This is a genomic window from Streptomyces sp. NBC_01622 (genome assembly GCF_045209635.1).
In the GTDB taxonomy this organism is placed as follows: domain Bacteria; phylum Actinomycetota; class Actinomycetes; order Streptomycetales; family Streptomycetaceae; genus Streptomyces.
On sequence record NZ_CP109293.1, the window covers coordinates 2,292,495 to 2,318,674 of the forward strand.

The window sequence follows — 26,180 nt, forward strand, 5'->3', positions numbered from 1 at the left end:
GGCGGGCGGCTATCGCAGCGCGGGCTCGTCCAGCGTCAACGTGCCCGCGTCCGCGTCCAGTTCGGCCGCCACGCCGAGCGGTATCGTGAGCGCCCCTTCGCCGTGTCCGAACCCGAACTCCTCGACGACGGGCACCCCGAGCCCGCCCAGCCGGTCGACGAGGACGGGGCGCAGTTTCTCGTAGGGGCCGCAGCCGGACCAGGAGCCGAGCGCGATGCCCGTGACGCCGTCCAGCCAGCCGCTGCGCAGGAGTTGGGTGAGCATCCGGTCGATGCGGTACGCCTGTTCGCCGACGTCCTCGATGACGAGGAGTCCGCCGCGCGCGCCGGCCGGTGCGTGCGGGGTGCCGAGTTCGGTGGCGAGCAGGGCCAGGCAGCCGCCGAGCGTGACGCCCCGAGCCCGCCCGGGCACCAGCGCACCGCCGCCGCCCGGGACGGCCCGGATGGTCCGCACGGACTCCGGGTCGAACAGGGTCGCCCTCAACTGCTCCTGGGTACGGGCGTTCTTGACGAAGTCGGCACCTGCAGCGGCGGGCCCGTACAGGGTGACCAGGCCGAGCCGGGTGGCGAACGCCTGGTGCAGCACGGTGGGGTCGCTGAAGCCGACGAACACCTTCGGTCCGGCGGCGCGCATCGCCTGCCAGTCGAGGAGGTCGACGATGCGCTGCACGCCGTAGCCGCCTCGGGCGCACAGGACGGCGGCCACGGACGGATCGCACCAGGCGTTCTGCAGATCGGCGGCGCGGTCCGCGTCCGTACCGGCCAGGTAGCCCAACTCGCCGTGCCGGTCGCGGACATGGGGTGCCACCACCGGGTCGAGGTCCCAGCCGCGCAGGATGTCCAGGCCCGCCTCCAGTCGTTCCTCGGACACCGGCCCGCTGGGCGCGACCACGGCCACGCGGGCGCCGGGGGCGAGTCGGGACGGCCGTACGAGTGAGGTCACCGGGTGAGCTCCAGGGTGGGGATGCCGGGCGGGTCGATGCCGAAGACCTGTGCGTACAGGGAGAGTTCGGACTCGAGGGCGCGGATCATGGTGTCGGCGCGGCGGAATCCGTGGCCCTCGCCCTCGAACGCGAGGTAGGCGTGCGGCACTTGGCGTCCGCGCATCCGTTCCAGGAGGCGTTCGCACTGGACGGGCGGGCAGATCACGTCGGCCAGGCCCTGCATCAGCAGGAAGGGCGCGGTGATGCGGTCGGCGTGCTCGACGGGTGAGCGTTCGGTGTACCGGGCGGGCACTTCGGCGAGGGGCCCGACCAGGGTCTCCAGGTACCGGGACTCGAAGTCGTGGGTCTCCCCCGAGGCCCAGTTGGCCAGGTCGAGGACGGGATAGATGATGGTGCCGCAGGCGTAGACGTCGGTCGTCACCAGGGACGCGGCGCTGGTCCAGCCGCCTGCGCTGCCGCCCCGGACGGCGAGCCGGGCGCGGTCGGCGGTGCCTTCGTCGGCGAGGGCCAGCGCGACGGCGGCGCAGTCCTCGACGTCGACGACGCCCCACTGCTCACGCAGCCGGTTGCGGTACTCCCGGCCGTGCCCGGTGGAACCGCCGTAGTTGACCACGGCGACACCGATCCCGCGCGAGGTGAAGTAGGCGATCTCCAGGTCGAGGACGAGCGCCGCCCGGCTGGTGGGTCCGCCGTGCGCCCAGATGACGTACGGCGGCAGTTCGTCGCCCGGCGCTGCCCAGCTCGGGCTGTGGGGCGGGTAGATGTGGGCGTGGATCTCGCGTCCGGCGGGGCCGGTGAAGGTGCGGATCTGCGGTTCGGGGTAGTGGGCGGGGTCCACCGGGTCGTCGTGGGCCGCGCCGATGACCCGGGCCCGGCCGGTGCGGGTGTCCACTTCGACGACCTCGTGGGCGCTGCGCGGGCTGGCGCCGACGCCGACGATCCGGTCGCCGTGCACCGCGAGGGTGGACGTGAACTCGGTCCAGGGGCCGGCCGCGTCGACGACCTCGCCGGTCTCCGGGTCCAGTACGCCGAGCAGGGCGGCGCCCCTGCCGTGCACGACGGCGATCAGGCCGCTCTCCAGCGGTGCGAACCAGCGCTGGCCGAGCTTCCACAGCGGCCCGCCGAACTCCTCCTCGCGCGGGCACAGCGGCTCGTGGTCGCGATAGAGGTTCCACCAGCCGGTGCGGTCGCTCGCGTACAGCAGCGAGCCGTCGAATCCCCAGTCGACCTGCGCGACCGACTCCTCGGGCCCTCCGGCCACGACCCGCGGCTCGCCGAAGGCGCCGTCGTCCGCCACCTCGGCGAGCAGCAGTTCCGTGCCGTCCCACGGCATCCGGGGATGGTCCCAGGCGAGCCAGGCGGCCTTCCGCCCGTCGGGCGAGACACGCGGCCCGGACACGAACCGGTGCCGGTCCTCGGTGAGTTCGCGTACGGCGCCCCGGTCCTCGGCGGCGGAACCGTCCAGCGGTACGGCGGCCAGGACGCGCCGTACGTCACCGGGTCCGTCGCCGGTGAACTCCTCCAGCACACACCACACTTCACCCGACTCCGGGCGCAACTGCGGCTCCGCCCAACGGAGTCCGCCGCCCACCTGCGACACGGGGGTGAGGGGGCGCGGCTCACTCCCGGGGTCGTAGCGGTACAGCCGCTGGTCGGCGAAGTTCACGAAGACAACCAGTGGTTGGCCGTCCCGGACGGCTCCGGCCCAGGGCCGTCCGCCGTACTCGATGACCCTGCTGCGGACGTTCCACGGCGCGGGCAGCACCGACTCCTGGGAGCCGTCAGCGCGGCGGCGCACCAGGGTGCGGCGGCCGGCCTCGGTGGGCCGTGGTTCGGTCCACCAGGCCTCGTCGCCGACGAATCCGACGAACTCGGGATGTCCGTCGTGGGCGGCGGCGAGCGCCGCATCGATGGGCGAGGGCCACGAGCCGTACGCCAACGTCCGCATGTTCTCCCCCACTTGTCAGGCCGTCCGCAGGAAGCGGTCCAGGACACGGACGCCGAAGTGGAGTGCCTCGACGGGGACCCGTTCGTCGACTCCGTGGAACAGCGCCTGGTAGTCGAAGCCCTCGGGGAGCTTCAGTGGTGCGAAGCCGTAGCCGGTGATGCCGAGGCGCGAGAACTGTTTGGCGTCGGTGCCGCCGGACATGCAGTACGGCACCACATGTCCCTCGGGCGCGAACTCCTCGACGGCGGCCCGCATTTGTGCGTATGTCGGTGAGTCGACCGGGGCCTGGAGGGCGACCTCGCGGTGGTGGAACTCCCAGTCGACGTCGGGTCCGGTGAGGCGGTCAAGGGTGGTGCGGAACTCGTCCTCGCCGCCCGGCAGATAGCGGCCGTCGACGTAGGCCACGGCCTCGCCCGGGATCACGTTGACCTTGTAACCGGCGTTCAGCATGGTCGGGTTGGCGCTGTTGCGGACGACGGGCTCGACGAGTTTCGCCGCCGGCCCGAGCTTGGCGAGGAGCAGGTCGATGTCGTCGAGGTCGGGTTCGAGGCCGTACAGGGCGGCGAGTTCGGTGAGGGCCGCGCGGACGGTCGGGGTGAGCCGTAGCGGCCATTCGTGTTCGCCGATGCGGGTGATCGCGGCGGCGAGGCGGGTCACCGCGTTCTCGTGGTTGACCTTGGAGCCGTGGCCGGCCCGGCCGTGCGCGGTCAACTTGAGCCAGCCGGTGCCGCGTTCGCCGGCCGCGATGGGGTAGATCTCCCGGCCGCCGCCGTCGTGGAAGGTGAACGCCCCTGATTCGCTGATGCCTTCGGTGCAGCCCTCGAAGAGCCCGGGGTGCCGGTCGGCCAGGAAGCCGGAGCCGTCCTCGGCGCTCGCCTCCTCGTCGGCGGTGAACGCGATGACGAGATCGCGGCGCGGCCGTACACCCTCTCTGGCCCAGGCCCGGACGACGGCGAGGATCATCGCGTCCATGTTCTTCATGTCGACCGCGCCGCGCCCCCACACGACCCCGTCGCGGATCTCGCCGGAGAACGGGTGCACGGTCCAGTCCTCGGCCTGCGCCGGTACGACGTCCAGGTGACCGTGGACCAGCAGCGCGTCCGCCGACGGGTCGGTGCCCTCGATGCGGGCGACGACATTGGTGCGGCCCTTTGCGCGTTCCAGGAGGGTGGGTTCGAGGCCCGCGTCGGCCAGTCGTTCGGCGGCGTACTCGGCGGCGGGGCGCTCCCGGCAGTCGCCGCCGCCCCGGTTGGTCGTGTCGATGCGGATGAGGTCCGAGGTGAAGGTGACCACCTCGTCCAGGGCCCGCGCGTCGATGTCAGCCATACTGCTCCTCCACCGCGGCCGAGACGATCGTGGTGACCGTCTTGAAGGTTCGGATCCCCTCGTACATGGTGTCGCTGGTGTACGCCACCTTCCGCTCCCCGGCCCGCCCGACACCGGGCACGACGGTGGCCGCCATCGCGAGGTGCTCGGCGTCGAACTCGAGGGCGACGGTGAACGGCCCTCCCCGTACCGGTTCCTGACGGACCGCCAGCTTTGCCGCCTCCTTCGCCGCCGCGCGGATGTCGGCGGCCGTCCTCGCCGGTGTCCGGCACACGGCCGCGTACCGCGACACATGGTCCTTGACGGCGACCTTCAGCGCCCCGGGCGCGTACCCGAGGGCGTCCTCGCAGGCCACGTCGTCACCCGTGACCAGGATCACCGGTACCCCGTACTCGGCGACGACATGCGCGTTGAGCAGTCCCTCGCTCGCGCGGACGTCGTTCAGCCACACCCCGGTGATCGAGTTCGCGAGGTAGGTGTGGGCGAGGACGCCCTCCATGCCGGCGCCCGCGTGGTAGCCGACGAACGCGATGCCGTCGATGTCGCCGTGCTGCACGCCCTCCACCATGGAGAGGGACTTGTGGCGTCCGGTGAGCATCTGCGTCCGCTCGTCGAGCCGCTCAAGGAGCAGGTTGCGCATCGTCCAGTGCGCCTCGTTGACGAGGACCTCGTCGGCGCCGCCGTCGTAGAAGCCGAGGACGGCGGCGTTCACGTCCGAGGTGAACAGCGAACGGCACCGCTCCCACTGCGGTGTTCCCGGCAACACGTCGGCGGGCCAGGTGACGCCGGTGGCACCCTCCATGTCGGCGCTGATCAGGATCTTCATGGTGCGTCACGTTACGCGCCGAGGATGCGGCCCACCAGGAAGCGCCGCACCCCCTGGTGTCCCCACGCCAGGGTTATCCCCGACTCCGCCTCTGGGGCGCGGACCCCGCGCCGTTCCTAGAGTCCGCGTGCAGTGACGGTCGAAGCCGCTCCACCCACGAGCCGCTCGCCGTCCTCGGGGAACGCAAGGGAGATGACCATGGGACCGAACGATGTCGAGCTGGTGCGGGTGTTCACCCGACGGCCGAAGAGCAGCATCGCGGACGTGACGTTCGAGGCTTCCGGGGAGATCGAGATCGTGCTGGAGGCGGAGTGCGGATCGACGCTCCTGGGGGGCGGCGGCAAGTACCAGGCGGAGATCATCGTGCGTGACATCACCGCGAACAACAACATTCCCTTCAAGACGGCGGGCCCCACGAAGGGCTCCTTCATGGACGCCAACTGGCCGCAGGAGGACCAGAAGTTCGTGTACCACGTGGAGCCGTCCGCGCTGAAGGGCCGCGGTGGGCACCTGTGCCAGGTGTACGCCTACCTCCTCGTCGGCCTGCGGAACTTCGACGCCGACTTCGAGACCAGCGAACTGTTCCTGGTCGAGCCGTAGACACGGGGGAATCGTCCTGGGCCGGCCCGGGGACCACCCCGGGCCGGCGGGCCCTCAGGGTGAGGGTGCCAGGGCGACGACGAGGCCCACACGTGAGGTGAGGCCGAGCTTCGCGTAGATGTGCCCGAGGTGGTACTCGATGGTCTTGATGCTGAGGGCCAGCTCACGGGCGATCTGCCGGTTGCTCAGGCCCTGGGCGGCGAGGCTGCCCACGGTGAGTTCCTGCGGGGTGAGCACCGAGTGCGAGGCGGTGCGCGGGCGGGTCGAGGTGCGTCCGCAGGCGGCGAGTTCCGTCCGGCACTGTTCCAGGAAGGGCACGGCGTCCAGCCGGGTGAACGCGGCCCAGGCGACGTCGAGTTCGACGGCGGCGGCGCCGCGTTTGGAGCCGCGGCGCAGGAACGCGCCGTAGGCGAGGTGCAGCAGTGCCCGCTCCCAGCAGGTGGTGTCCTGTCCGCAGTGGCGCAGTCCGGCCCGGAAGGCCCGCTCGGCGGCGTCGGTGTCACCGCGTGCCCCTTCGATCATGCCGCGGCAGCGGGCGGCGGCGGCCATGTCGGGCCAGCGGCCACGGGCCTCGGCCAGCGTCTCGTACGGGACGAGCACCGCCTCGGCCTCGCGTGTGCGGCCGGTGCGGACCAGGCCCTCGACCAGGAGATGGCGCCAGGGGAAGACCCCGGGTTCGTCGATGGCGTCGCGGTAGGCGAGTTCCGGGCCGAGCAGCGGACTCAGCGCCTCGACCACGCCCGCGTGGTCGCTCTCGGCGGCCCGCAGCAGGGCCAGTGCGCTCATCGCGTACGCCAGGTCGTTGACGTCGGCGAGTCTGTTCGCGTACTCGATGGCACACCGGACGTGCTCCCGTGCGGCGGGGAAGTCGCCGCGGCCCGCGAGCGGGTACGCGGCGACCGCGTGGGCCAGGGCCAGCATCGACATGTGGTCGGTGTCCTCGGCCAGGGACACGGCCTGGGTGCTGTGGGCGATGGCCTCGTCCCAGCGTCCGGCGCGGTACTCGGCGTCGGCGAGATAGCCCAGCGAGGGCGCGACCACCGACGGCAGGCCGCCCCTGCGGTGCGCGGCGCAGGACTCGCTCAGGTTGCGGCAGGCGGCGTCGTACTCCCCGTTCCACATGCGCAGCGCGCCCCGGGCGAACAGCCCGTCGAGTTCCTTGGCACCCGAGTAGGGGCCGCGTTCGGGCAGGTCGGCGACGGCTTTGAGCCCTTCCTCGAACCGTCCGGTCAGCGCCAGCGCGAGAGTGAGTTCGTCCCGCAGGAGCGAGGCCCGGTCGCCGGGTCCGGTGTCGAGTCCCCGGCGGGCCCAGCTGACCGCGCCGTGCGCGTCGCTCTGGATGAGACACAGCCAGGCCATCTGTTCGGCGACGCAGCGGACGGTCTCCGGCTCGGTGTCGGCGCTCCGGCTGCGCCAGGCGGCGGTCAGCTCCCGGCGGGCCTCGTCCTGCCGGCCGGACTCCAGGGCGAGGCGTCCGAGCACGTACTGCTGCTGCGCGGTCCGCGGCAACCCCCGTACGGTGTCGGTGAGTTCGACGGCCTGGCCGACGTCTCCCGCGAGCAGCAGGTACTCCACCGCCTGGACCGTGCGTTCCTCGGCGCGGGTGCGGTCGGCGGTCAGCCGGGCGCCCGACATGAGGTAGGCGGCAGCGGCCGACCAGGCGCCTTCGTCGGCCTGCCGGGCGGCGTACGCGGCGAGTTCGTCGGCGAGGCCGGCGTCGGGCTGGACGGCGGCGCGGGCCCGGTGGCGGAGCGCCTCGGCGGGTTCGTCCGCGAGCCGGGCCGCCGCCTCGTGCAGATGCGAGCGTCGGCGGAGGCCCAACCCCTGGTAGACGGCGGCCCGTTGGAGTGGGTGGGCGAAGACGGCCCGGGGCAGGTCGACGGCCGGTTCCTCGGCCAGGAGTCCCGCGGCCACCGCCTCCTCCAGGGCGTCCAGCGGGGTGGCCACTTCCCCGACCCGCGCGGCCTTGTGGAGCGGGCTGGACATGCCGAGCACGCTGGCCGCGGCCACCAGTCGCCGGGTGGGAGCGGTGCATGCGGCGAGTCCGTCGTTGACGAGGCGTGCGTAGCTGCGCGGGGCCGGCAGTGCCGCGTCGCCGGCCGCGAGGACGTCATGGTGGACCTGGTCGAGGAGGGCTCGGGTGTGCAGCGGGTTGCCGTGGGTGTGCTCCTGCAGCCGGGTGGCGGCCCGCCGCGACAGCGGGGCGGTGCCCAACGCGCGGCCGAGTTCGGCCAGTTCGTCGACGCTGAGTCCGTCCAGGGTCAGCCTGAGTGTGCTGTCCTCAGCCAGGACACGGCGCAGTCCGGCGGGCAGTCGCGGGTCGACGGTGTCGCGGGCCGCCAGCAGGGTCAGCACCCGGTCCACGCGCAGCCTCCGCAGGGCGAAGGTGAGCGCGTGCAGCGAGGGTGTGTCGGCCCAGTTCATGTCGTCGATCACCAGGACGACCGGGGACCGGTCCTGGGCCCGGCCGAGGGCGTCGATCAGCGCGGAGCCGACGCCGATCGGATCCGGCAGTGCGGACCCGGCCCGCCCGCAGCCGTTCAAGTCCCGCAGTGGAGCGTCCGGTTCGTCGGCGAGGCCCGCCACCAGCTGGGCCAGCACGCCGTACGGCAGGTCCGCCTCGCCGTCCGAGCCGCTGGCCCACAGCACACGGCACACCGAGCCCGGATCCTTCACGAACCGGCGCACCAGCGAGGTCTTGCCGATCCCTGCGGGGCCGTCCACGACCACGACCTGGGGTTCGCTGTGCCCGGCGCGGCGCAGCCGGGCGGCCATCCTCGCGAGCTCGTCCTCACGGCCCAGAAACACCGTTTCAGGCATGCGGATCCCTCCCCCTTGAGCACCGCGTGAACGGATGAGTTCAGGCCTCGAATTCGCGCTGCCACCAAGGATTCGGACCGCGTCCCCCACTTCACGATGCCGGGGTGGCCGAGCTTCTTCAAGCCACTTCACGGACAGAACGGTGCACGGACGAGCACCTCCGTGCACACCCGAAGCCCCAGCCACCGCAGGCGAACCGGCCAACTACCGTGCGGTCCACCCGCCGTCCACCGTGAGCGTCGTCCCGGTGACGAACCGCGACGCGTCGGAGGCGAGGAAGACGGCGGCACCGCCGAGCTCCTCGACCTCGCCGACGCGGCCCAACGGCGTGCTGTCGACGATGCGTTCGCCCCAGCGGCTGGCCAGCAGGCCGGAGCTGAGGTCGGTGTGGAAGTAGCCGGGCGCGAGGGCGTTGACCCGCACCCCGCGACCGGCCCACTCGACGGCGAGGGCCTTGGTCAGCGCCTCGACCCCGCCCTTGCTGGCCGCGTAGGCGGCGATCCGCTCGAAGCCGGTGCGGGCGTGGACCGAGGAGACGTTGACGATCGAGCCCGAGCGCTGCTCCAGCATCACCTTGCCCGCCTCGCGGCAGCAGTAGAAGGTGCCCTGGAGATTGACGTCGAGGACCTGTTGCCAGTCCTCGTCGGTGACCCGCTCGCTGCGGGTGAAGTGCGGGCTCGTACCGGCGCAGTTGACGACCGCGTCGAGGCGGCCGGTGCCGTCGGTGATGCGCTCGACGATGGTCCGTACGGCGGTGGAGTCGGCGACCGAGCCGGGCAGCACCAGCACCTTGCCGCCGTGCGCGGCGAGTTCGGCCTCCAGACTCTCAAGGTCCGCTGCGGTACGGGCAGTTGCGGCCACGGTGGCACCCGTCTGGGACAGCGCGACGGCGATCGCCCGCCCGAGCCCCTTCCCCGCACCCGTCACCCACACCGTCCGCCCGTCGAGCCGGAGTTGGGCATTCACGTCCTTCACGTCATTCGATTCCGCCATGGCTCAGCCCTCCGCGGGGAGGTCGCGCAGGGTCCGCTTGAGGACCTTGCCGGACGGGGTACGGGGCAGCTCGTCGACGATGTCGAAGCGGGCCGGCACCTTGAACTTGGCGAGCCGGGCCCGGCAGAACTCCCGCAGCTCCTCCGAACCGGCGCCCTCGCCCGGCCTGAACACCACGAAGGCGCGCGGCACTTCACCCCACCGAGGATGGTCGATCCCGACCACGGCGGCCTCCAGCACCGCCGGGTGCTCGTACAGCACACGCTCCACCTCGGGCGTGGCGATGTTCTCGCCGCCCGAGACGATCATGTCCTTCTTCCGGTCGTCGATGTAGAGGAAGCCGTCCTCGTCGACGTGCCCGATGTCGCCCGTGTGGAACCAGCCGTCCCGGAGCGCAGCCGCGGTGGCCTTCTCGTCCCGCCAGTACCCGGCGAAGACCTTCGGTCCGCGCAGGGTGATCTCCCCGAGCTCACCGGCCGGAACCTCGGCGCCCGTGTCGTCGACGATCCGCACGCGCGTGTGCGGCACGGGACGCCCGACCGAGCCCAGCTTGGACAGCGCGTGCTCGCGGTCGAGGAAGGTGTCGCCGGAAACGGTCTCGGTCAGGCCGTAGGCATCGGCGAACCAGGCGTTGGGGAAGGCGGTCATGATGCGCCGCAGCACCGGTTCGGGGGTCTTCTCGCCACCGCCGAGGATGAAGCGCACCGAGCTGGTGTCGTACTCCTCACGATCCGGGACCTCAAGAACCGCGTTGACCATGGCGGGCGCCAGCCACACATTGGTGACCCGGTGCTTCTCGATCGCGTCCAGGGCGCCCTGCGGATCGAACTTCCGCTGAAGTACGACGCTCCCGCCCGCGTGGAGGACCCCGAGGGCCGGCATGTCCAGTCCACCCACGTGGTAGAGCGGCCCGCACACCAGCGTGGTGTCCGCCGCCGTCAGACCGAAGTGGACGATGTGCGCGAGGTTCTTCGCCTCAAGGTTTCCGTAGGTGATGCGGACGCCCTTGGGTCGCGACGTAGTCCCGGAGGTGTACATGAGCCGCTGGAGATCGTCGAGTTGGACGTCCACGGGCTCCACCCGCTCCCCCTTGTGCCGGGCCAGCAACTCCTCGTAGTCGGTCCACGGCTCCTCGGGCGGCTCGCCCCCGCCGATCAGAATCCGGTGCTCCAGATCGGTCAGACACCCGGCGCTGCGCTCCACCGCCCGGACGAACTCCGGCTCGGTGACGATCACCTTGGCCTGGGCGTGCCCCAGAATGTACTGCCACTCCTCTTCCGAGAGGCGGTAGTTGAGCGGCAGGAAGACCGCGCCGAGCCGGTTGGTCGCGTACACCAGCTCCAGGAATTCGGGCTGGTTGTAGAGCAGCAGACCTACGACATCGCCGCGCCCGACGCCCAGCTCGGCCAGGCCCGCCGTCAACTGGTTCACGCGCTCGTGCAGTTGACGGACGGTCAGAGAACGCTCGTCCTGGACGACGGCGACGGCCTCGGGCCGCTGCGCCAGGTGGTAATCGAGGATGCTCGCGAAATTGTGCACGGCTCACTCTCGCTCTGTGGTGTTCGGCGCTGAACACGGCTCGACCACGGCTCATGGGGCAAACCGGATCCCGACCGGTCGGTTGCCCACTCACATAATTTAGTGTACCCCTTGGTCTATAAAACCTATGAGCCGCACTTTACGACGGCGCGTGCGCATCGACAACCATTCGAGCGCACGTGCCGCCGCTTCCGCCGCTTCCGCCGACGAGGAGGGTTCTACGTGCCACGCATCCGACTGGACACCGACGGACCGGTCGTCACGCTCCGCCTCGACAACCCGCCGATGAACGCCTTCGACTCCCTGCAGAGAGAGGAGCTGTCCGCCCGCGTACGCGAGCTGGCGGACTCCCCCGCGGTACGGGCCGTCGTCGTCCACGGCGGCGAACGGCTCTTCGCCGCGGGCGCCGACATCAAGGCCCTGGCCGCGATGGGCCCGGAGGAGATACGCGGCTGGAACCGAGCCCTCCAACGCACCTTCGACGAGGTGTCCCGCCTCCCGATGCCGGTGATCGCGGCGGTCACCGGCTACGCCCTGGGCGGCGGCATGGAACTGGCCCTGGCCGCCGACTACCGGGTGGCAGCACAGGACGCGGTCTTCGCCCAGCCTGAGGTCCAGCTCGGCATCATGCCCGGCTCCGGCGGCACCCAGCGCCTGTCCCGCCTGATCGGCCCGTCCCGCGCGAAGAACCTCCTGATGACCGGTCGCAGGGTGAAGGCGGAGGAGGCGCTACGGCTGGGCCTCGTCGACGAGGTGGTCCCCACGGGCGAGGCCCTGAAGGCCGCCCTGACCTACGCCCGCCGACTGTCCGAGGGCCCACCGGCAGCTCTGGAGGCGATCAAGGAGGCGGTGGACCACGGCACGGACGCGAGCATGGCGGCGGGCCTGGCTCTCGAACGGTCCTTGTTCACAGGCGTGTTCGGCACGGAAGACGCGAGCACGGGCCTCCGCTCGTTTCTGAACAAGGGCAAGAAGAGCGCCCCTTAAGGGGCGCGGGGCTGTATCAAACAGCGGCTCCGCCGCGGGGCGCGACCAGCCCCCACCGGCCGGCAGCCAAAACACGACACGAAAGGGGCGGAAAACATGGAGGCACTCGTCTGGCACGGTGCACGTGACCTACGCCTCGAAGAGGTACCCGAACCACCGGACCCAGCCCCACACGAAGCCGTCGTAGAAGTGTCGTGGTGTGGAGTCTGCGGCACAGACCTGCACGAATACCTAGAAGGCCCCCACATGATCCGAGAGGGCCCCCACCCCCTCACCGGCACCAAGCCACCCCTCGCCCTCGGCCACGAACTCAGCGGCACAGTAGTCGCGTTGGGTACCCCAGTACCCGGCACCGAAATCGGCGACCGCGTCACCGCGGACCCCGTCTGGCGCTGCGGCACCTGCTTCTGGTGCACGCGCGGCGAGTACCACATCTGCCCCAAGAGCGGCTCCGTAGGCCTCGCCTCCCCCGGCGGCTTCGCGGAACGCGTCACCGTCCCGCTGGCCGGCCTGACCCGCCTCCCGGACAACGTCAGCGACGAACTCGCCGCCGTAGCAGAGCCGTTGGCGGTAGGTCTGCACGCCGTGACCCGCGCCGGGGTCAAACCGGGCGACAACGTTCTAGTGGTCGGCGGCGGCCCGATCGGCGTAGCCGTGGTCCTGGCCGCCCAGATCGCGGGCGCCGCAGGCCTGTTCGTGAGCGAACCCCTCGCGGGCCGCCGCGAGATGCTGCTCGGCATCGGCGTCACCGAGGCCTTCGACCCGCGCGAAACGGACGTACGGCGCGAGGTGTTCGTGCGGACCGGCCGGATCGGCCCGGACGTCGTCATCGACGCGACCGGTGTACCCGCGCTCGCAGGCCAGGCCGTGTCGATAGTGCGGCGCGGCGGACGGGTCGTGCTGGCCGGGGTCGGGCACGGCAGCGTCGAGTTCGACATGGGCCAACTCGTGTTCTACGAGCGGTCGGTGGTCGGCACGCTCGGCTACAACTTCGACATCCCGCGCGTGATCGATCTGATGAGCACCGGACGTCTGGATGCCTCCGCCCTGATCACCGGCCGTTTTCCGCTCTCGGGAGGAGCCGGTGTCTTCGAGGACCTGGCCGCCGACCGGGCCAAGCACCTGAAGGTGCTGCTGACCCCGAAGGGACTGTGACATGGACTTCGACCTGCCCGAGGAGACCCTCGCTCTCCAGGACATGGTCCGCGAGTTCGCGGCCAACGAGATCACGCCCCACGCGGCCGAGTGGTCCGAGAACGAGATCTTCCCCACCAAGATCTTCACCAAGCTCGGCGAACTCGGCCTGATGGGCATGCTCGTGCCGGAGGAGTACGGCGGGGCGGGCTCGGACACGGTCACCTATGTCGCGGTGATGGAGGAACTCGGCGCCGCCGACCAGTCGGTGGCCTCCTCGTGGAACGCGCACTCGACCATCGGCACGCTGCCGTTGCTCGCGTACGGCACCGAGGAGCAGAAGCGGCGCTGGCTGACCCCGCTGGCGAAGGGCGAGGCGATCGGCGCGTTCGGGCTGACCGAGCCGGACGCCGGCTCCGACGCGGCCGGGATCGCGACCACCGCCCGCCGGGCGGACGGGGGTTGGGTGATCAACGGCACGAAGATGTTCATCACCAACGCGGGCACCGACATCAGTCAGGGCGTCACCCTGCTGGCGACGACCGGCAAGGGCGCGGACGGGCGGAAGGGGTACGCAACCTTCTACGTGCCGACCGGAACGCCCGGTTACACGGTCGGCGCGAAGCTGAAGAAGCTCGGCTGGCACGCCATGGACACACGGGAGTTGGTGTTCACCGACTGCTGGGTCTCCGACGACCATCTGATCGGCGAGGAGGGCAACGGTCTGCGGCAGTTCCTGTCCGTGCTCGACGGCGGCCGGATCAGCGTGGCCGCGCTGGGCCTCTCGCTCGCGAAGGCGGCACTGGCCCTCGCGGTCAAACACGCCAAGGAACGGCACCAGTTCGGACGTCCGCTCTCCGACTTCCAGGCGATCGCGCACAAGATCGCCGACATGGGTACGGAGTACCAGGCTGCCCGCTGGATGGTGTACCGCGCCGCGTGGCTCGCCGACCAGGGCCGCCCGCACAGCACGGAGGCCGCGATGGCCAAGCTGTACGCCTCCGAGGTCGCCAACCGGGCCGCCTCGCAGGCAGTTCAGATCCACGGCGGCTACGGGTACGTACGCGAGTCGGAGATCTCCCGTTTCTACGCCGACGCCAAGATCCTGGAGATCGGCGAGGGCACCAACGAGATCCAGCGCAATGTCATCGCCAGGGCCCTGGTCAAGGGCGCGTGACGGGGCGGGATCCGCGGTGCGCCACAGCGCACCGCGGGTCCGGTCAGCTCGCCACGGAGACCGCTTCCCACAACGCCTCGGGATCGAGGGGCAGTTCGGGCCGGGCCCGCTTGAACTCGGCGGCCAGCGCCTCCACGTCCGGGAGTTCGCCGACGTTGGCGGCGAAACCCCGGAACAGGGTCGAGCAGTACTCGCCGGACAGGAACACGGCGTCCCAGCTGCCGTCCGGCCGCACCCACTGGTAGGTGTGGTTGTGCAGGTTGAGGAACTGGAGGGTGGCCAGGTGCGGTTCGACCGCGCGGAAGGTCCCCTCCTCGACGGCCTCGGTGAGCAGGCCGGTGATCAGGTGCTCGAAGTCGGAGCGCTGCCGCAGCACGATCTCCAGCTCCTTGCCGCTGAGGCTGCGGTAGTCGTGCTCGTAGACCCAGATGTGGTCGAGCCGGCGGAAGATGATCGTCAGCAGCGACTCCGACAGCAGGCGCAGCCGCAGCAGCGGCACCTCGTCGAGGGCCGCGATCTCCTTGGCGCGGGCCAGCAGCGGGCCGAGCACCCGCGACTGGATCTCGATGAGCAGGTTCTCCTTGGAGCCGATGTAGTAGTACAGGGCACCCTTGGCGAGCCCGACCGCGCGGCCCAGGTCGTTGATGGAGGTCGCCGCGTAGCCCTGTTGCGCGAACAGGGACGCCGCGGTGTCGATGATCTTCTGGCGTCTGACTTCGAAGCCCGGCCCATGACCCGGTGGTCGTGGCATGTCTTCTCTCCCCTGGCTGTGACGACGTGCGTGCTGTCCCGGGCCCGCACAGGCGCCGCGCTGCGGCACGCCTGGGGGAAGCGGCCCCGGGGACGTCGCTCTAGTTTGCTAGACCAAACGGTACATTAAAGCGAGGACCGTATGACTCAGGCATCGCACCACATCGGAACCGGCACCGGCACCGCACGGACGGACCAGCTCCTGGAGATGTACCGGCGGATGCGCCGCATCCGGCGCTTCGAGGAGCGGGCGTCCGACCTGTACAAGGCGACGGAGATCCCGGGCTTCCTGCATCTGTCGATCGGCCAGGAGGCGAGCGCCGTCGGCGCCTGCTGGCCGCTCGGCGCCCGCGACGGCATCACCTCCACCCACCGCGGCCACGGCCACGTCCTGGCCAAGGGCCTGGACTCGGCGTCGATGATGGCCGAACTGATGGGCAAGGACGCTGGCACCTGCCACGGCCGCGGCGGCTCGATGCACATCGCGGACCCCGGGCTCGGGATCTACGGCGCGAACGGCATCGTCGGCGCGGGCCTCCCGATCGCCGCCGGGGTCGCCACCGCCGCGAAACTCCGGGCGGCCGGTGACGTGGTGGTGGCGTTCTTCGGGGACGGGGCGGTGGCCCAGGGCATGTTCCACGAGGCCGTGAACCTCGCCGCCGTATGGGATCTGCCGGTCGTCTTCCTCTGTGAGAACAACCACTACTCCGAGTTCTCCCCCGCGTCCGAGCAGCATCGCGCCCCGCTCTCCGCGCGTGCCGCCGGATACGGCATCGCCTACGAACACGTCGACGGCAACGACGTGTTGGCGGTGGCGCAGACCATGACCGGGGTGGTCGCGCGGCTGCGCGCGGGCGGCGGCCCGGTCCTGGTCGAGGCCGAGACGTACCGCTGGCACGGCCACTACGAGGGCGACCCCGAGCGCTACCGCCCCGCCGAGGAGGTCGCCGCCGCCAAGGAGCGCGACCCGCTGCTGATCGCCCGCCGCCAGCTGGACGCGGCTGCGGCCGACGCCGTGGACGAGGAGATCGACAAGGAGATAGAGGCGGCGATCGACTGGGCCAGGAGCCTGCCGGAACCGGCCCCGGAGACCCTGCACGACTACGTCTCGGCCCCCCGCCTCCCCGTCCCCGAGCCCGCGCCGCTCCCTGCCGACGCCGAGATCTTCCGCTCCATGGACGCCGTACGACTGGCCCTGGAGCACGAACTGACCGCCGATCCAAGCGTGTTCGTCGCCGGCATCGACGTCGGCGCGGGCGGCAACGTCTTCGGGCTCACCCGCGGACTCGCCCAGGCCTTCCCCGGCCGGGTGCGGGACACGCCGATCAGCGAGAGCGCCATCGTCGGTACGGCGGTGGGGGCGGCCATGGCCGGGATGAAGCCCGTGGTCGAGATCATGTACATGGACTTCATCGGCGTCTGTCTCGACATGCTCCTCAACCAGGCCGCCAAACTCCGCTTCATGACCGGCGGCCGGGCCTCCATGCCGCTGGTCGTCCGCACCCAGTTCGGCGCGGGCCGCTCCTCGGGCAGCCAGCACTCGCAGAGCCTGGAGGCCCTGCTCGCGCACATCCCCGGCCTGACGGTCGTGATGCCGTCCAACCCCGCTGACACTTATGGTCTGTTGCGCGCCGCGATCCAAGACCCCAACCCCGTGGTCTTCGTCGAGAATCGCCTCCAGTACGGCCTCAAGGGCCCCAAGCCCCCGGCCGACCACCTGATCCCCCTCGGCAAGGCGAAGGTGATCCGGGAGGGCACCGACCTCACCCTGGTCTCCTGGTCGCGGATGATCCAGGACGCCCTGGCGGCAGCGGAGTTGCTCGCCGGTGAGGGCATCAGCGTCGAGGTGATCGACCTGCGCACGATCTCCCCGCTGGACCGCGAGACCGTCCTCGCCTCCCTCGCCAAGACCAACCGTCTGGTCATCGCGCACGAGGCCGTACGGGACTTCGGCGTCGGCGCCGAACTCTCCGCTATGGCCGTCGACGAGGGCTTCTGGCACCTGGACGCCCCGGTCACCCGCGTGGCACCGCCGTCCGTCCCGGCGCCGTACGCACCCTCGTTGGAGCACGTCTGGCTGCCCTCGCGGGACACGATCGCGGACACGGTGCGCAGGATCGCCGCGGTTTGATCACAGCTGCTGCGACGGGAAGGGCCCCCAGAATCTCTGGGGGCCCTTCCCGTCGCAGCGGCTGTCAGGCGGTCAGACGGTCGCGACCGGTGTCAGCGGACTGCCCTGTGTGCCCGGCAGGTTGAGCGGGGGCGCGGTGAGCAGGAAGCGGCTGCGGTTGTGCTCGCGGAGCCAGGCCGCCAGCTTCTCCAGGTACCACAACTCGCCCAGCGGGACGCCCAGTTTGAAGAGGCAGAGGTTGTGGATCGGGAGCAGCGAGTGCGGGGTGTTGTCCTCGGGGCCCACCCCCACGCCCTCGACCGCGTAGTTGTCCGACACCAGCGCCGAGATCTGCGAGTCGGCGATCCACTCCAGCAGCGCCGGGTCGAACGCGTCGAGGTAGGAGGCCGTGGTGTGGATGCCCACGGGGTCGGGGTCCTTGCCCCAGGCCATCACGGCGGTGTCGAAGCCGGTGTGCAGCAGGAGCATGTCGCCGGGTTCGACGACGATGTCGTCCGCCGCCATGATCTCCTGAAGGGTCTTCAGGTTGACCGGCTGCCAGGTGTTGCCCAGGTGGTGGGCGAGGTCGATCAGGACGCCCCGGCCCTGGACCCCGTGCTCCGCCATGTGCTCGAGGCCCAGGTGGCGGGCGAAGCCGAGGGTGCCGCTGCCGTCGCCCTTGGCGTCCTCCTGCGGTCCGACGATGTCGGTGTCGGCACGGTAGCCGTTGTAGTAGACCGCCTCCTCGACGCCGTCACCGTCGGCGTCGAACTCCTGGCCCTGGTGGGCGAGCGCGTCCCACTGCGTCGAGTACTGGAGCCAGAGGGTCACCACGTCGTCGGACCAGACGTCCCTGAGGTGCGGCGAGAAGTGCTCGCGCGCCTTGATGTTGTAGAAGACGTCCTGCTTGTGTTCCAGGTCCTCGGTGGGCCGCAGGATCGGAGGGTAGCGCCGCTGGTTCAGCTCGCTCCCGCCCGGATAGTCGAGCGGCAGGCTCAGGCTGAAGCTGATGCCGTGCTCGACCTCGCGGACCCCCTGGAGCACCTTCTCGGGAGTGAGCAGGTTGATACGACCCAGTTCGTCGTCCTCGCCCCAATCGCCCCACGTCGAGCCCGGCGGACGCTGCTTCCAACGCTTCGTCATGATCACGCCTCCTTCGGCGACAGTCCCCGTTGACCGGCCGCCCGCATGTTATTTGTGATTGTACCGATCGGTCAACGAATCCTGCGCAGCCCCTCCCTTTATCTTCGACTCATCAATAGACTGAGTGGTCGAAACTCCCTACCTTGGAGCGAAGAATGAGCGAATCCACACAGGCGTGGGTCGTGGCGGGCGTACGGGCCGTGCTCGGCGCGCACACCCAGGCCCAGGACGCCGGCCGCACCGACGACCTCGTCGCGCTGTACACGCCCGACGCCGTCCTGGAGATACCTGGCATGGACCCCGTCGAGGGGCGCGACGCCATCCACGCGGCCTTCAAGGGCTGGGAGCCGGTCCAGCCGCAGCTCCACCTGGTGACCAACACCGTCGTGACGCCCACGGGCGAGGACGAGGCCCGCGCGCTGAGCGACGTGGCCTTCCTCCAGCGCGGCGAGGCGGGCTGGGCGATCGGCGTGGTCGGGCACTACGACGACACCCTGCGCCGCCAGGACGGCACCTGGCTGCTGCACCGCAGGAAGACGACGTACCAGGCGTAACGGCCGCCACCGGCACGCCTGTTGACCTTCACGACTTCGACCTCGACCTCGACCTTGGAGTGAGATGACCACATCGATCGACGCGTCCGTCACGGCGGCCGTCCAGACCGCCATCGCGGCCTACGCCCAGGCCCTGGACGCCGGACGGGCCGACGACATCGCCGACCTGTACACCCCCGACGGCGTCGCCGAGATCGTCGGCATGGCCAAGTTCGAGGGCAGGGAGGCGATACGGCAGGGCTTCGGCGGCTTCGCGCCCCAGGCGCCGCAGTTGCACCTGATCGCCAACACCGTCGTCACCTCCGCCACCGAGGACGAGGCGACCGCCGTCAGCAATCTGGCGTTCTTCGCGCGCGGCGAGGCGGGCTGGAGCGTGCAGCTGGTCGGACGCTACGACGACGTCCTGCGCCGCGAGGACGGCCAGTGGCTGTTCCAGCACCGGGTCACGACCTTCGCGGAGTAGACCGCGGCGGAGGCCCGGACGCCCGTGCCGCCCACGTCCAGGGCGGCACGGGCGTCCGGGCGTTCAGGCGTCCGGGTGCTCGGCCTTGGTGAGGACGAAGGTCGGGAAGTCGTTCTGCTTGACGGTGTTGATCGCCTCCTGGAGCGCCCACCGGCCAGTCGGGTTGAGGAGCTGCTTGACCGGCTTGCCGGGGATGTTGCCGCCGTAGAAGTAACTGCTCTCCAGGAAGGAGGACATCTTGCTGTTGTTCATGGCGTCCGTCCACTCCTCCTCGGCCGCCTCGGTGACCTCGACGATGTCGTAGCCGTGGTCGCGCGCGTGGACGATGGCGTCGGTGATGATCTCCACCTGGTCGCCGGCGTAGCGCGGGTTGTTGCCGGTCGCGCCGTGCGGGCCGCCGGGGAAGAAGAAGTTGGGGAAGCCGGCCGTCGCGACACCGAGGTAGGTGCGCGGGCCGTCCGCCCAGTACTCCTTCAGCGGGAGGCCCTGACGGCCTTGTACGCCAAGCCTGTTGAGGGCGCCGGTGCCGAAGTCGTAGCCGGTGGCCCAGATGATGATGTCGAACTCCTCGACACCGTCGGCGGTTTCGATGCCGTCCTCGGTGATGCGGGTGATCGGCGTCGTGTTGATGTCGACGAGGGAGACGTTCGGCTTGTTGTACGTCTCGTAGTAGCCGGTGCCGAAGGGGGGCCGACGGCCGCCGTAGCCATGCCCCTTGGGGATCAACTTGTCAGCCGTCTCGGGGTCCTTGACGATGCTGCGGATCTTGTCGGCCATGAACGCGCACCACTCCGCGTTGACGGTCTCGTTCGAGAGCATGTCCATGTAGTGCTCGGTGAGTTTGGTGAAGCCCGGGCCGTTCCAGCGCTCCTCGTAGAACGCCTGGCGGTCCTCCGGGCTGTCGTCGAGGCCCGAGCGCATGACGATCTGGTGCAGGAAGCCGCTCGGCGAGGTGTTCAACGTGTCGCGGATGGACTCGTAGTTGGCCTTGAGCTCGGCCTGTTCCTCGGGTGTGATCGGCGCGTTGTTGAGCGGCGTGAGCCAGTCGGCGTCCTTCTGATACACCGTCAACTGTGCTACGTCGTCGGCGATCGCGGAGATGATCTGGACCCCGCTGGAGCCGGTGCCGATCTGGGCCACCCGCTTGCCGGTGAAGTCGACGGGCGTCTTCGGCCAGCGCGCGGTGTGGTGCTGCTCGCCGCGGAAGTCCTCGCGTCCGGGGATGCCGGGGATGAACGGCACCGAGAGGTTGCCGGTGGCCGCGACGACGTAGCGGGCCCTGACCTCGGTGCCGTCGCTGCCCCGGACGGTCCAGGTGCCGGAGGGCTCGTCGAAGACGGCCGAGGTCACCTTGACGCCGGTGCGGATGTCGCGCCGCAGGTCGAAGCGGTCGACGACGTGGTTGAAGTAGCGCTCGATCTCGGGCTGGCCCGCGAACCGCTCCGACCACTCCCACTCCTCCCACAGCTCCTTCGAGAAGAGGTAGCCGTAGGTGTAGCTCTCGGAGTCGAAGCGCGCCTCGGGGTAGCGGTTCCAGTACCAGGTGCCGCCCACGCCGGTGCCCGCTTCCAGGAGCCGCACCGAGAAGCCCGCCTCCCGGGCGGTGTACAGCTGGTAGATGCCGGTGACGCCGGCCCCGATGACGAGGACGTCGACCCGGTCCTGGACCGCAGGCTTAGAAGTTTCGCTCATTTGCGCTCCATGGTGACTGGGGCTGCGGCTCCCACATGAGCCCGGTTTGATAGTTCGACCAGTCGGTCGAATATTCAGACCGAGACTAGATGAGGGGCTTGGCCCGATCAATGGCGATGACGGAGAGAGCTTGGACCAGCCATATCCGCGACAGGCATTGATTGTACCGACCGTTTGATCTAACTTTCGTTTGGGACGAATGCAATCCGCATGCACCGGGAGTCGCGCATGAGCGCCGAAGACGTCAAGGAAACCGCCGATCTGCGCGTCGCGGGGCTGAAAGCCCTTCGTGCCGCGCTGCCCGGGGTGGTTCCCGCGGAGGGTGATCTCGACATGCGGGACGGCAAGCTCGGCGAGGATCTCGTCGAGATCGGCCTGTCCACCGTGTGGGGCGCGCTGTGGGGCCGCGAGGGTCTGGCCCCGCGCGACCGCAGCCTGGTCACCCTCGGCATCCTGATCGCGCTCGGCGCCGAGACCGAGCTGAAGACCCATGTCCGGGTCGCCCTGACCAACGGGGTGACCAGGGACGAGCTGGCCGAGGTCATCTACCACTCCGCCGGGTACACCGGCTTCCCCCGGGCCGTGGCAGCCCGCACCGCGGCCCGCGAGGCCCTGGGCGAATAGCCGTACGAACGACCGGTGTCCGTTCTCCGGCACCGCGCACGAGCGCAAGGGAGCGCACATGTCACTGCAGGGAAAGGTCGCGGTCGTCACCGGCGGCGGCCGGGGCATCGGCCAGGCGATCGCGAAGGTGCTCGCGGCCAGGGGAGCCGCGGTCGCGGTGTGGGACCTCAACACCGAGGGCGCCGAGAAGACCGCGGCGGCCATCCAGGAGGCGGGCGGCACGGCGATCGCCGTCTCCGGCGACGCGGCCGAGGCGGGTGCGGTGGCAGCGGCGGCGGCCCGCACCCGTGAGGACCTCGGCCCGGTCACGATCCTGGTCAACAACGCGGGCATCACCGCCTACGAGCCGTTCACCAGCATCTCCGAGGCGTCCTGGGACCGCATGATCGCGATCAACCTCAAGGGCCCGTTCCTGGTCACCAAGGAGATCGTGCCCGACATGGTCAAGGCGGGCTGGGGCCGGATCATCAACATCTCCTCGTCCTCCGCGCAGACCGGCGCGCCCGCGATGGCCCACTACGCGTCCTCCAAGGGCGGTGTCATCGGCCTCACCCGTGCCCTCGCGATCGAGTACATCGAGAAGGGCATCACGGTCAACCACGTGCCGCCCGGCTTCATCGACACCCCGCTGGTCCGCCAGGGCCCCGTCGACGTGGAGGCGGCAGCCGCCACCATGCCGATGAAGCGCGCCGGGCAGCCGGAGGACGTCGCCTACGCGGTGGCCTACCTCGCCTCCGAGGAAGCGTCCTACGTCACCGGCCAGACCCTCAGCGCCAACGGCGGACGCTACCTCGTGTGAGCACCCGCACAGAACATCGCGACGACGCTGCAACGGAGCAGAACATGAGCATCGAGGACGACACCGGGGCCGTGGCCCACGTGCTGGTGGTGGGCGCCTCCGCGTCCGGGCTGACCACGGTGGAGGCCCTCCGCCGCAAGGGGTACACCGGCCGGATCACGGTGCTCGGCGCCGAGCCGCACGCCCCGTACGACCGTCCGCCGCTGTCCAAGCAGATCCTCTCCGGCGCCTGGGAGCCCGGTCGGGCCGCGCTGCGCACCGAGGAGATGCTGACCGGCCTGGACACCGAGTTCGTGCTCGGCGATCCGGCGGTCGGCCTCGACCCGGCGACCCGGACCGTACGCACCGAGTCCGGGCGCGAGCTGAGCGCCGACGGGGTCGTGATTGCCACCGGGGTACGGCCCCGAGTGCTGCCCGGGCAGGGCGAGTTGACCGGTGTGCATGTGCTGCGCACCCTCGACGACGCGCTCGCCCTGCGCACCGATCTGCTCGCCGGGTCACGTCTGGTGGTCGTGGGCGAAGGGGTCCTCGGCTCCGAAATCGCCGCCACGGCACGGACGTTGGGCCTGGATGTCACCTTGGCCGGCCCGCTGACCGGACCGCTGGCCCTTCAGGTGGGCCCGCTGGTGTCGGGACTGCTGGCGGAGCTGCACACCGAGCGGGGGGTGCGACTCCGCCTCGGGAACGGCGTCGTAGGGCTGACCGGTGCCCAAGGACGCGTCTCCGGCGTCGAGTTGAGGACCGGCGAGGTGCTGCCCGCCGATGTGGTCGTGGTCGCGATCGGGGCGAGTCCGGCGACGGAGTGGCTGGCCGGCAGCGGCCTCGACCTCGACAACGGCGTGGTGTGCGACTCGCGTTGCCGGGCCGCGCCCGGGATCTACGCCGTCGGTGACGTGGCCCGCTGGCACCACGAGCAGCTCGGCCGGCTGATCCGGCTGGAGAACCGGACGAACGCCACCGAGCAGGCCATGGCGGTCGCCGGAGCGATCCTCGGGGAGGACCGGCCCTACGAACCGGTGCCGTACTTCTGGACCGATCAGTTCGACGCCAAGCTCCAGGTGCACGGTCTTCTGCCGACCGATGCCGAAGTGGACGTAGTGGACGGCGGGTTGGCGGCCCGCCGGTTCGTCGCGCGGTACCGCAGCGGGGGCCGGGTCACCGGGATCCTCGGCTGGAACATGCCCAAGCAGGCCAGGCAGCGCCGTCAGGAGATCGTCGACTCGGTCCCCTCCCCCGCCCGTTGAACGATCCCGCCGAACGATCAGGAGAGTTGCCATGAAGGTTGTCGTCGACGAGGACAAGTGCGTCGCCGCCGGGCAGTGCGTCGCCGCCGCGATGGACGTGTTCGACCAGCGTGACGAGGACGGCATCGTCGTCCTGCTGGAAGAGAACCCGCCGGCCGAACTGGCCGACGACGTACGGAACGCGGCGGCCGTGTGCCCGGCGCTTGCGATCCGTATCGAGGAATGACCTGCCCCCCAGCCGCATTCCCCCCACCCCACCCTCATCTGGAGGAACCACCATGTCCGAGGCCGAGACGGAACTCGCCGCCCCTGACGCGGAGCTCTTCGACTACCCGGGCGCGCGGGACCGCAGCTGCCCGTTCGCCCCGCCGGCCGGGCTGCGCGCCCTGAACGAGACGGCGCCCGTGTCCCGGGGCCGGATCTGGGACGGCAGCACCCCGTGGCTGGTGACCGGGCATGCCGCGCAGCGCGTGATCCTGTCCGACCCGCGGGTGAGCTCGAACGACAAGCAGGCCGGGTTCCCGCACCCGAACCAGGCCATGGCGGAGAACTCCCCCCACCACCCGCTGACCATCTTCAACGCCGACGGCGCCGACCACACGCGGATCCGCCGCATGATGACGGCTCCGTTCACGCGCAACCGGATGGAGAAGCTGCGGCCGGAGATCCAGCGGTTCACCGACGAGCTGATCGACACGATGCTCGCGGGCCCGAAACCGGTCGACCTGGTGGAGGCCCTCGCGCTGCCGCTGCCCTCGCTGATGATCTGCGCGCTGCTCGGAGTGCCGTACGAGGACCACGAGTTCTTCCAGGAGCACGCCTCGCTGGCGACCCGCAGCGACAAGACCGCCGAGCAGGACCGGGCGGCCATGGAAGCGCTGGGCGGCTATCTGGCCGGGCTGCTGCAGAAGCGGATGGAGGAGCCGAGCGACGACGTCATCTCGGACTTCGCCGGGCGGATCAAGGCGGGCGAGGTCACCCTGCCCGAGGCCGTCATGCTCTGCATGATCCTGCTGATCGCCGGTCACGAGACCAGCGCCAGCATGATCGCCCTGGGCACCGCCCTGCTCCTGCAGAACCCCGAGCAACTCGCCCTGCTGCGCGAGACGGACGACCCGAAGGCCGTCGCCAACGCGGTCGAGGAGATCCTGCGCTATCTGACGATCCCGGCGCTCGGCCAGCGGCGGATCGCCGCCGAGGACATCGAGATCGAGGGCGTCACCATCAAGGCCGGCGAGGGCATCGTCGTCCCGCTGCCCGCGGGCAACTGGGACCCGGCGGCCTTCCCCGAGCCGGAGAAGTTCGACATCACCCGCGAGGCCCGGCACCACCACGCCTTCGCCTGGGGCATCCACCAGTGCCTCGGCCAGCAGCTCGCCCGCATCGAACTGCAGGTCGTCTACGGCACGTTGTACCGCCGCGTCCCGACGCTGCGCCTCGCGGTCGGCTTCGACGAGCTCAGGTTCCGCCGGGACGACGCGCTCGCCTACGGCATCCACGAGCTGCCGGTCACCTGGTAGCGACCACGCTTTCCCGCACACAACTGGAGTCACCCATGAGCGAGTTCGGCTTCGAAGGACGCGTCGCCGTCGTCACCGGCGCGGGCCGTGGCCTCGGCCGCGCCTACGCCCGTCTGCTGGCGGAGCGCGGGGCGAAGGTCGTCGCCAACGACCTGGGCGGGTCGATGGAGGGCGAGGGCTCCGACGCCGGACCCGCGCAGAAGGTCGTCGACGGGATCATCGCCGCCGGCGGTGAGGCCGTGGCCGACACCCACGACGTGTCCACGGAGGCCGGCGGCGAGGCCATCATCGACACCGCGATCCAGAGCTTCGGGCGGATCGACGTCCTCGTCAACAACGCCGGGATCATCCGGTACGCGAGCCTGCCGGAGATCGAACTCGACAACCTGGAACGGCACTTGGCCGTCCACCTCCTCGGTTCCTTCAACACGATGCGGGCCGCCTGGCCGCACTTCGTGGAGCAGGGCTACGGACGGGTCGTCCTGACCACCTCCAGCGGCATGTTCGGCATGGACAACAACCTGTCCTACGCCGCCGCGAAGGCGGGCACGGTCGGCATGGCGCGCAGCGCGAAGCTGGCGGGCGAGCCGCACAACATCAAGGTCAACCTGATCGCGCCGGCCGCGATGACCCGGATGGGCGGCGGCCCCGACGAAGAGCCCGCCGAGACCGCGGAGGGCATGCCGTACATGCCGTCGTCGGCGGTGGCGCCGATGGTGGCCTACCTCGCGCACGAGAGCGTCCCGGTGAGCGGCGAGATCTACACGGCCGGTGCGGGCCGCTTCGCGCGGGTCTTCCTGGCCTCGACGGAGGGGTACGCGCACGAAGGGGGCGCGGCCTCCGTCGAGGACGTCGCGAAGAACTGGGACGCGATCAACGACGAGAAGGGGTACTACGTGCCCGCGGACCTGATGGCGTGGTCCGGGTCGTTCCTCAAGCACCAGTTCGGCTAGGGCCTGGGGAGGCGGTGAGCCGCCCCGCCTCCCCC

23 protein-coding genes are annotated in these 26,180 nt (G+C 70.5%); 13 read left to right on the plus strand and 10 right to left on the minus strand.

Annotated elements, in window-relative coordinates; all coding sequences use genetic code 11:
• Positions 1-9 precede the first annotated feature (9 nt).
• The 4 genes from OH768_RS10535 to OH768_RS10550 are packed head-to-tail and all read right to left on the minus strand — an operon-like array spanning position 10 to position 5,043.
• The gene (locus OH768_RS10535) at positions 10-942 is read right to left on the minus strand and encodes an LD-carboxypeptidase (RefSeq protein ID WP_406452355.1); all 933 of its coding nucleotides are present in this window, start codon (positions 940-942) and stop codon (positions 10-12) included.
• The gene (locus OH768_RS10540) at positions 939-2,891 is read right to left on the minus strand and encodes a prolyl oligopeptidase family serine peptidase (protein WP_406452357.1); all 1,953 of its coding nucleotides are present in this window, start codon (positions 2,889-2,891) and stop codon (positions 939-941) included. Before OH768_RS10540 ends, OH768_RS10535 begins: the two co-directional genes overlap by 4 nt.
• 15 nt (positions 2,892-2,906) lie before the next feature.
• Entirely contained in the window at positions 2,907-4,217 is a 1,311-nt protein-coding gene (locus OH768_RS10545) for a M20/M25/M40 family metallo-hydrolase (RefSeq protein ID WP_406452359.1), read from the minus strand.
• Positions 4,210-5,043 carry a M55 family metallopeptidase gene (locus OH768_RS10550; RefSeq protein WP_406452361.1) on the minus strand — a complete coding sequence of 278 codons (834 nt, stop codon included), beginning with the start codon at positions 5,041-5,043 and terminating at the stop codon, positions 4,210-4,212. Before OH768_RS10550 ends, OH768_RS10545 begins: the two co-directional genes overlap by 8 nt.
• A 198-nt stretch (positions 5,044-5,241) precedes the next feature.
• On the opposite strand from OH768_RS10550, the gene OH768_RS10555 reads away from it, so the two are divergent.
• Complete coding sequence (locus OH768_RS10555; RefSeq protein ID WP_406452363.1) at positions 5,242-5,643, plus strand: hypothetical protein; 402 nt, start codon at positions 5,242-5,244, stop codon at positions 5,641-5,643.
• Between the two features lie 54 nt (positions 5,644-5,697).
• Here the strand turns inward: OH768_RS10555 and OH768_RS10560 are convergent, their stop codons facing one another.
• The 3 genes from OH768_RS10560 to OH768_RS10570 all read right to left on the minus strand — a co-directional run bounded on the left by OH768_RS10560 (position 5,698) and on the right by OH768_RS10570 (position 10,995).
• Entirely contained in the window at positions 5,698-8,463 is a 2,766-nt protein-coding gene (locus tag OH768_RS10560) for an ATP-binding protein (RefSeq protein ID WP_406452365.1), read from the minus strand.
• Between the two features lie 204 nt (positions 8,464-8,667).
• Positions 8,668-9,456, minus strand: a complete 789-nt coding sequence (locus OH768_RS10565; protein WP_406452367.1) for an SDR family NAD(P)-dependent oxidoreductase — start codon at positions 9,454-9,456, stop codon at positions 8,668-8,670.
• Between the two features lie 3 nt (positions 9,457-9,459).
• Positions 9,460-10,995 (minus strand): acyl-CoA synthetase, encoded by a 1,536-nt coding sequence (locus tag OH768_RS10570; protein ID WP_406452369.1) that lies wholly within the window; start codon positions 10,993-10,995, stop codon positions 9,460-9,462.
• Positions 10,996-11,217: 222 nt separating this feature from the next.
• On the opposite strand from OH768_RS10570, the gene OH768_RS10575 reads away from it, so the two are divergent.
• The 3 genes from OH768_RS10575 to OH768_RS10585 all read left to right on the plus strand — a co-directional run bounded on the left by OH768_RS10575 (position 11,218) and on the right by OH768_RS10585 (position 14,293).
• Complete coding sequence (locus OH768_RS10575) at positions 11,218-11,982, plus strand: enoyl-CoA hydratase/isomerase family protein (protein WP_406452371.1); 765 nt, start codon at positions 11,218-11,220, stop codon at positions 11,980-11,982.
• A 96-nt stretch (positions 11,983-12,078) separates the two neighbouring features.
• On the plus strand, positions 12,079-13,137 hold the full coding sequence (locus OH768_RS10580; protein WP_406452373.1) for a 2,3-butanediol dehydrogenase: 1,059 nt from the start codon (positions 12,079-12,081) through the stop codon (positions 13,135-13,137).
• Position 13,138: 1 nt separating this feature from the next.
• A complete protein-coding gene (locus OH768_RS10585) occupies positions 13,139-14,293 on the plus strand; it encodes an acyl-CoA dehydrogenase family protein (protein WP_406452375.1) in 1,155 nt (384 codons plus the stop codon).
• Positions 14,294-14,336: 43 nt separating this feature from the next.
• On the opposite strand, the gene OH768_RS10590 is transcribed toward OH768_RS10585, so the two are convergent.
• On the minus strand, positions 14,337-15,044 hold the full coding sequence (locus OH768_RS10590; protein WP_406452377.1) for a TetR/AcrR family transcriptional regulator: 708 nt from the start codon (positions 15,042-15,044) through the stop codon (positions 14,337-14,339).
• A gap of 141 nt (positions 15,045-15,185) precedes the next feature.
• Between OH768_RS10590 and OH768_RS10595 the strand changes: the two genes are divergently transcribed.
• Positions 15,186-17,174, plus strand: coding sequence for a pyruvate dehydrogenase complex E1 component subunit beta (locus OH768_RS10595; RefSeq protein WP_406452379.1), 1,989 nt, complete (start codon positions 15,186-15,188; stop codon positions 17,172-17,174).
• A 72-nt stretch (positions 17,175-17,246) separates the two neighbouring features.
• Here the strand turns inward: OH768_RS10595 and OH768_RS10600 are convergent, their stop codons facing one another.
• Complete coding sequence (locus OH768_RS10600; RefSeq protein ID WP_406452381.1) at positions 17,247-18,296, minus strand: cyclase family protein; 1,050 nt, start codon at positions 18,294-18,296, stop codon at positions 17,247-17,249.
• A 155-nt stretch (positions 18,297-18,451) separates the two neighbouring features.
• On the opposite strand from OH768_RS10600, the gene OH768_RS10605 reads away from it, so the two are divergent.
• Both OH768_RS10605 and OH768_RS10610 read left to right on the plus strand, forming a co-directional pair.
• Positions 18,452-18,850, plus strand: coding sequence for a nuclear transport factor 2 family protein (locus OH768_RS10605; RefSeq protein WP_359609522.1), 399 nt, complete (start codon positions 18,452-18,454; stop codon positions 18,848-18,850).
• Between the two features lie 64 nt (positions 18,851-18,914).
• Positions 18,915-19,313 carry a nuclear transport factor 2 family protein gene (locus OH768_RS10610; RefSeq protein WP_406452383.1) on the plus strand — a complete coding sequence of 133 codons (399 nt, stop codon included), beginning with the start codon at positions 18,915-18,917 and terminating at the stop codon, positions 19,311-19,313.
• A 63-nt stretch (positions 19,314-19,376) separates the two neighbouring features.
• On the opposite strand, the gene OH768_RS10615 is transcribed toward OH768_RS10610, so the two are convergent.
• On the minus strand, positions 19,377-21,005 hold the full coding sequence (locus OH768_RS10615; RefSeq protein ID WP_406452385.1) for a flavin-containing monooxygenase: 1,629 nt from the start codon (positions 21,003-21,005) through the stop codon (positions 19,377-19,379).
• Between the two features lie 228 nt (positions 21,006-21,233).
• On the opposite strand from OH768_RS10615, the gene OH768_RS10620 reads away from it, so the two are divergent.
• From OH768_RS10620 to OH768_RS10645, 6 genes are read left to right on the plus strand one after another with little or no spacing between them, the layout of a single operon-like run.
• Positions 21,234-21,629: a carboxymuconolactone decarboxylase family protein gene (locus OH768_RS10620; protein ID WP_406452387.1), complete on the plus strand. Its 396-nt coding sequence runs from the start codon at positions 21,234-21,236 to the stop codon at positions 21,627-21,629.
• Between the two features lie 58 nt (positions 21,630-21,687).
• Entirely contained in the window at positions 21,688-22,428 is a 741-nt protein-coding gene (locus tag OH768_RS10625) for an SDR family NAD(P)-dependent oxidoreductase (protein WP_406452389.1), read from the plus strand.
• Between the two features lie 44 nt (positions 22,429-22,472).
• Positions 22,473-23,672 (plus strand): NAD(P)/FAD-dependent oxidoreductase, encoded by a 1,200-nt coding sequence (locus OH768_RS10630; RefSeq protein ID WP_406452391.1) that lies wholly within the window; start codon positions 22,473-22,475, stop codon positions 23,670-23,672.
• Between the two features lie 31 nt (positions 23,673-23,703).
• Positions 23,704-23,898 (plus strand): ferredoxin, encoded by a 195-nt coding sequence (locus tag OH768_RS10635; protein WP_406452393.1) that lies wholly within the window; start codon positions 23,704-23,706, stop codon positions 23,896-23,898.
• Between the two features lie 52 nt (positions 23,899-23,950).
• On the plus strand, positions 23,951-25,192 hold the full coding sequence (locus tag OH768_RS10640; RefSeq protein ID WP_406452395.1) for a cytochrome P450: 1,242 nt from the start codon (positions 23,951-23,953) through the stop codon (positions 25,190-25,192).
• A gap of 35 nt (positions 25,193-25,227) precedes the next feature.
• Positions 25,228-26,145 (plus strand): SDR family NAD(P)-dependent oxidoreductase, encoded by a 918-nt coding sequence (locus OH768_RS10645; RefSeq protein ID WP_406452397.1) that lies wholly within the window; start codon positions 25,228-25,230, stop codon positions 26,143-26,145.
• Positions 26,146-26,180 lie beyond the last annotated feature (35 nt).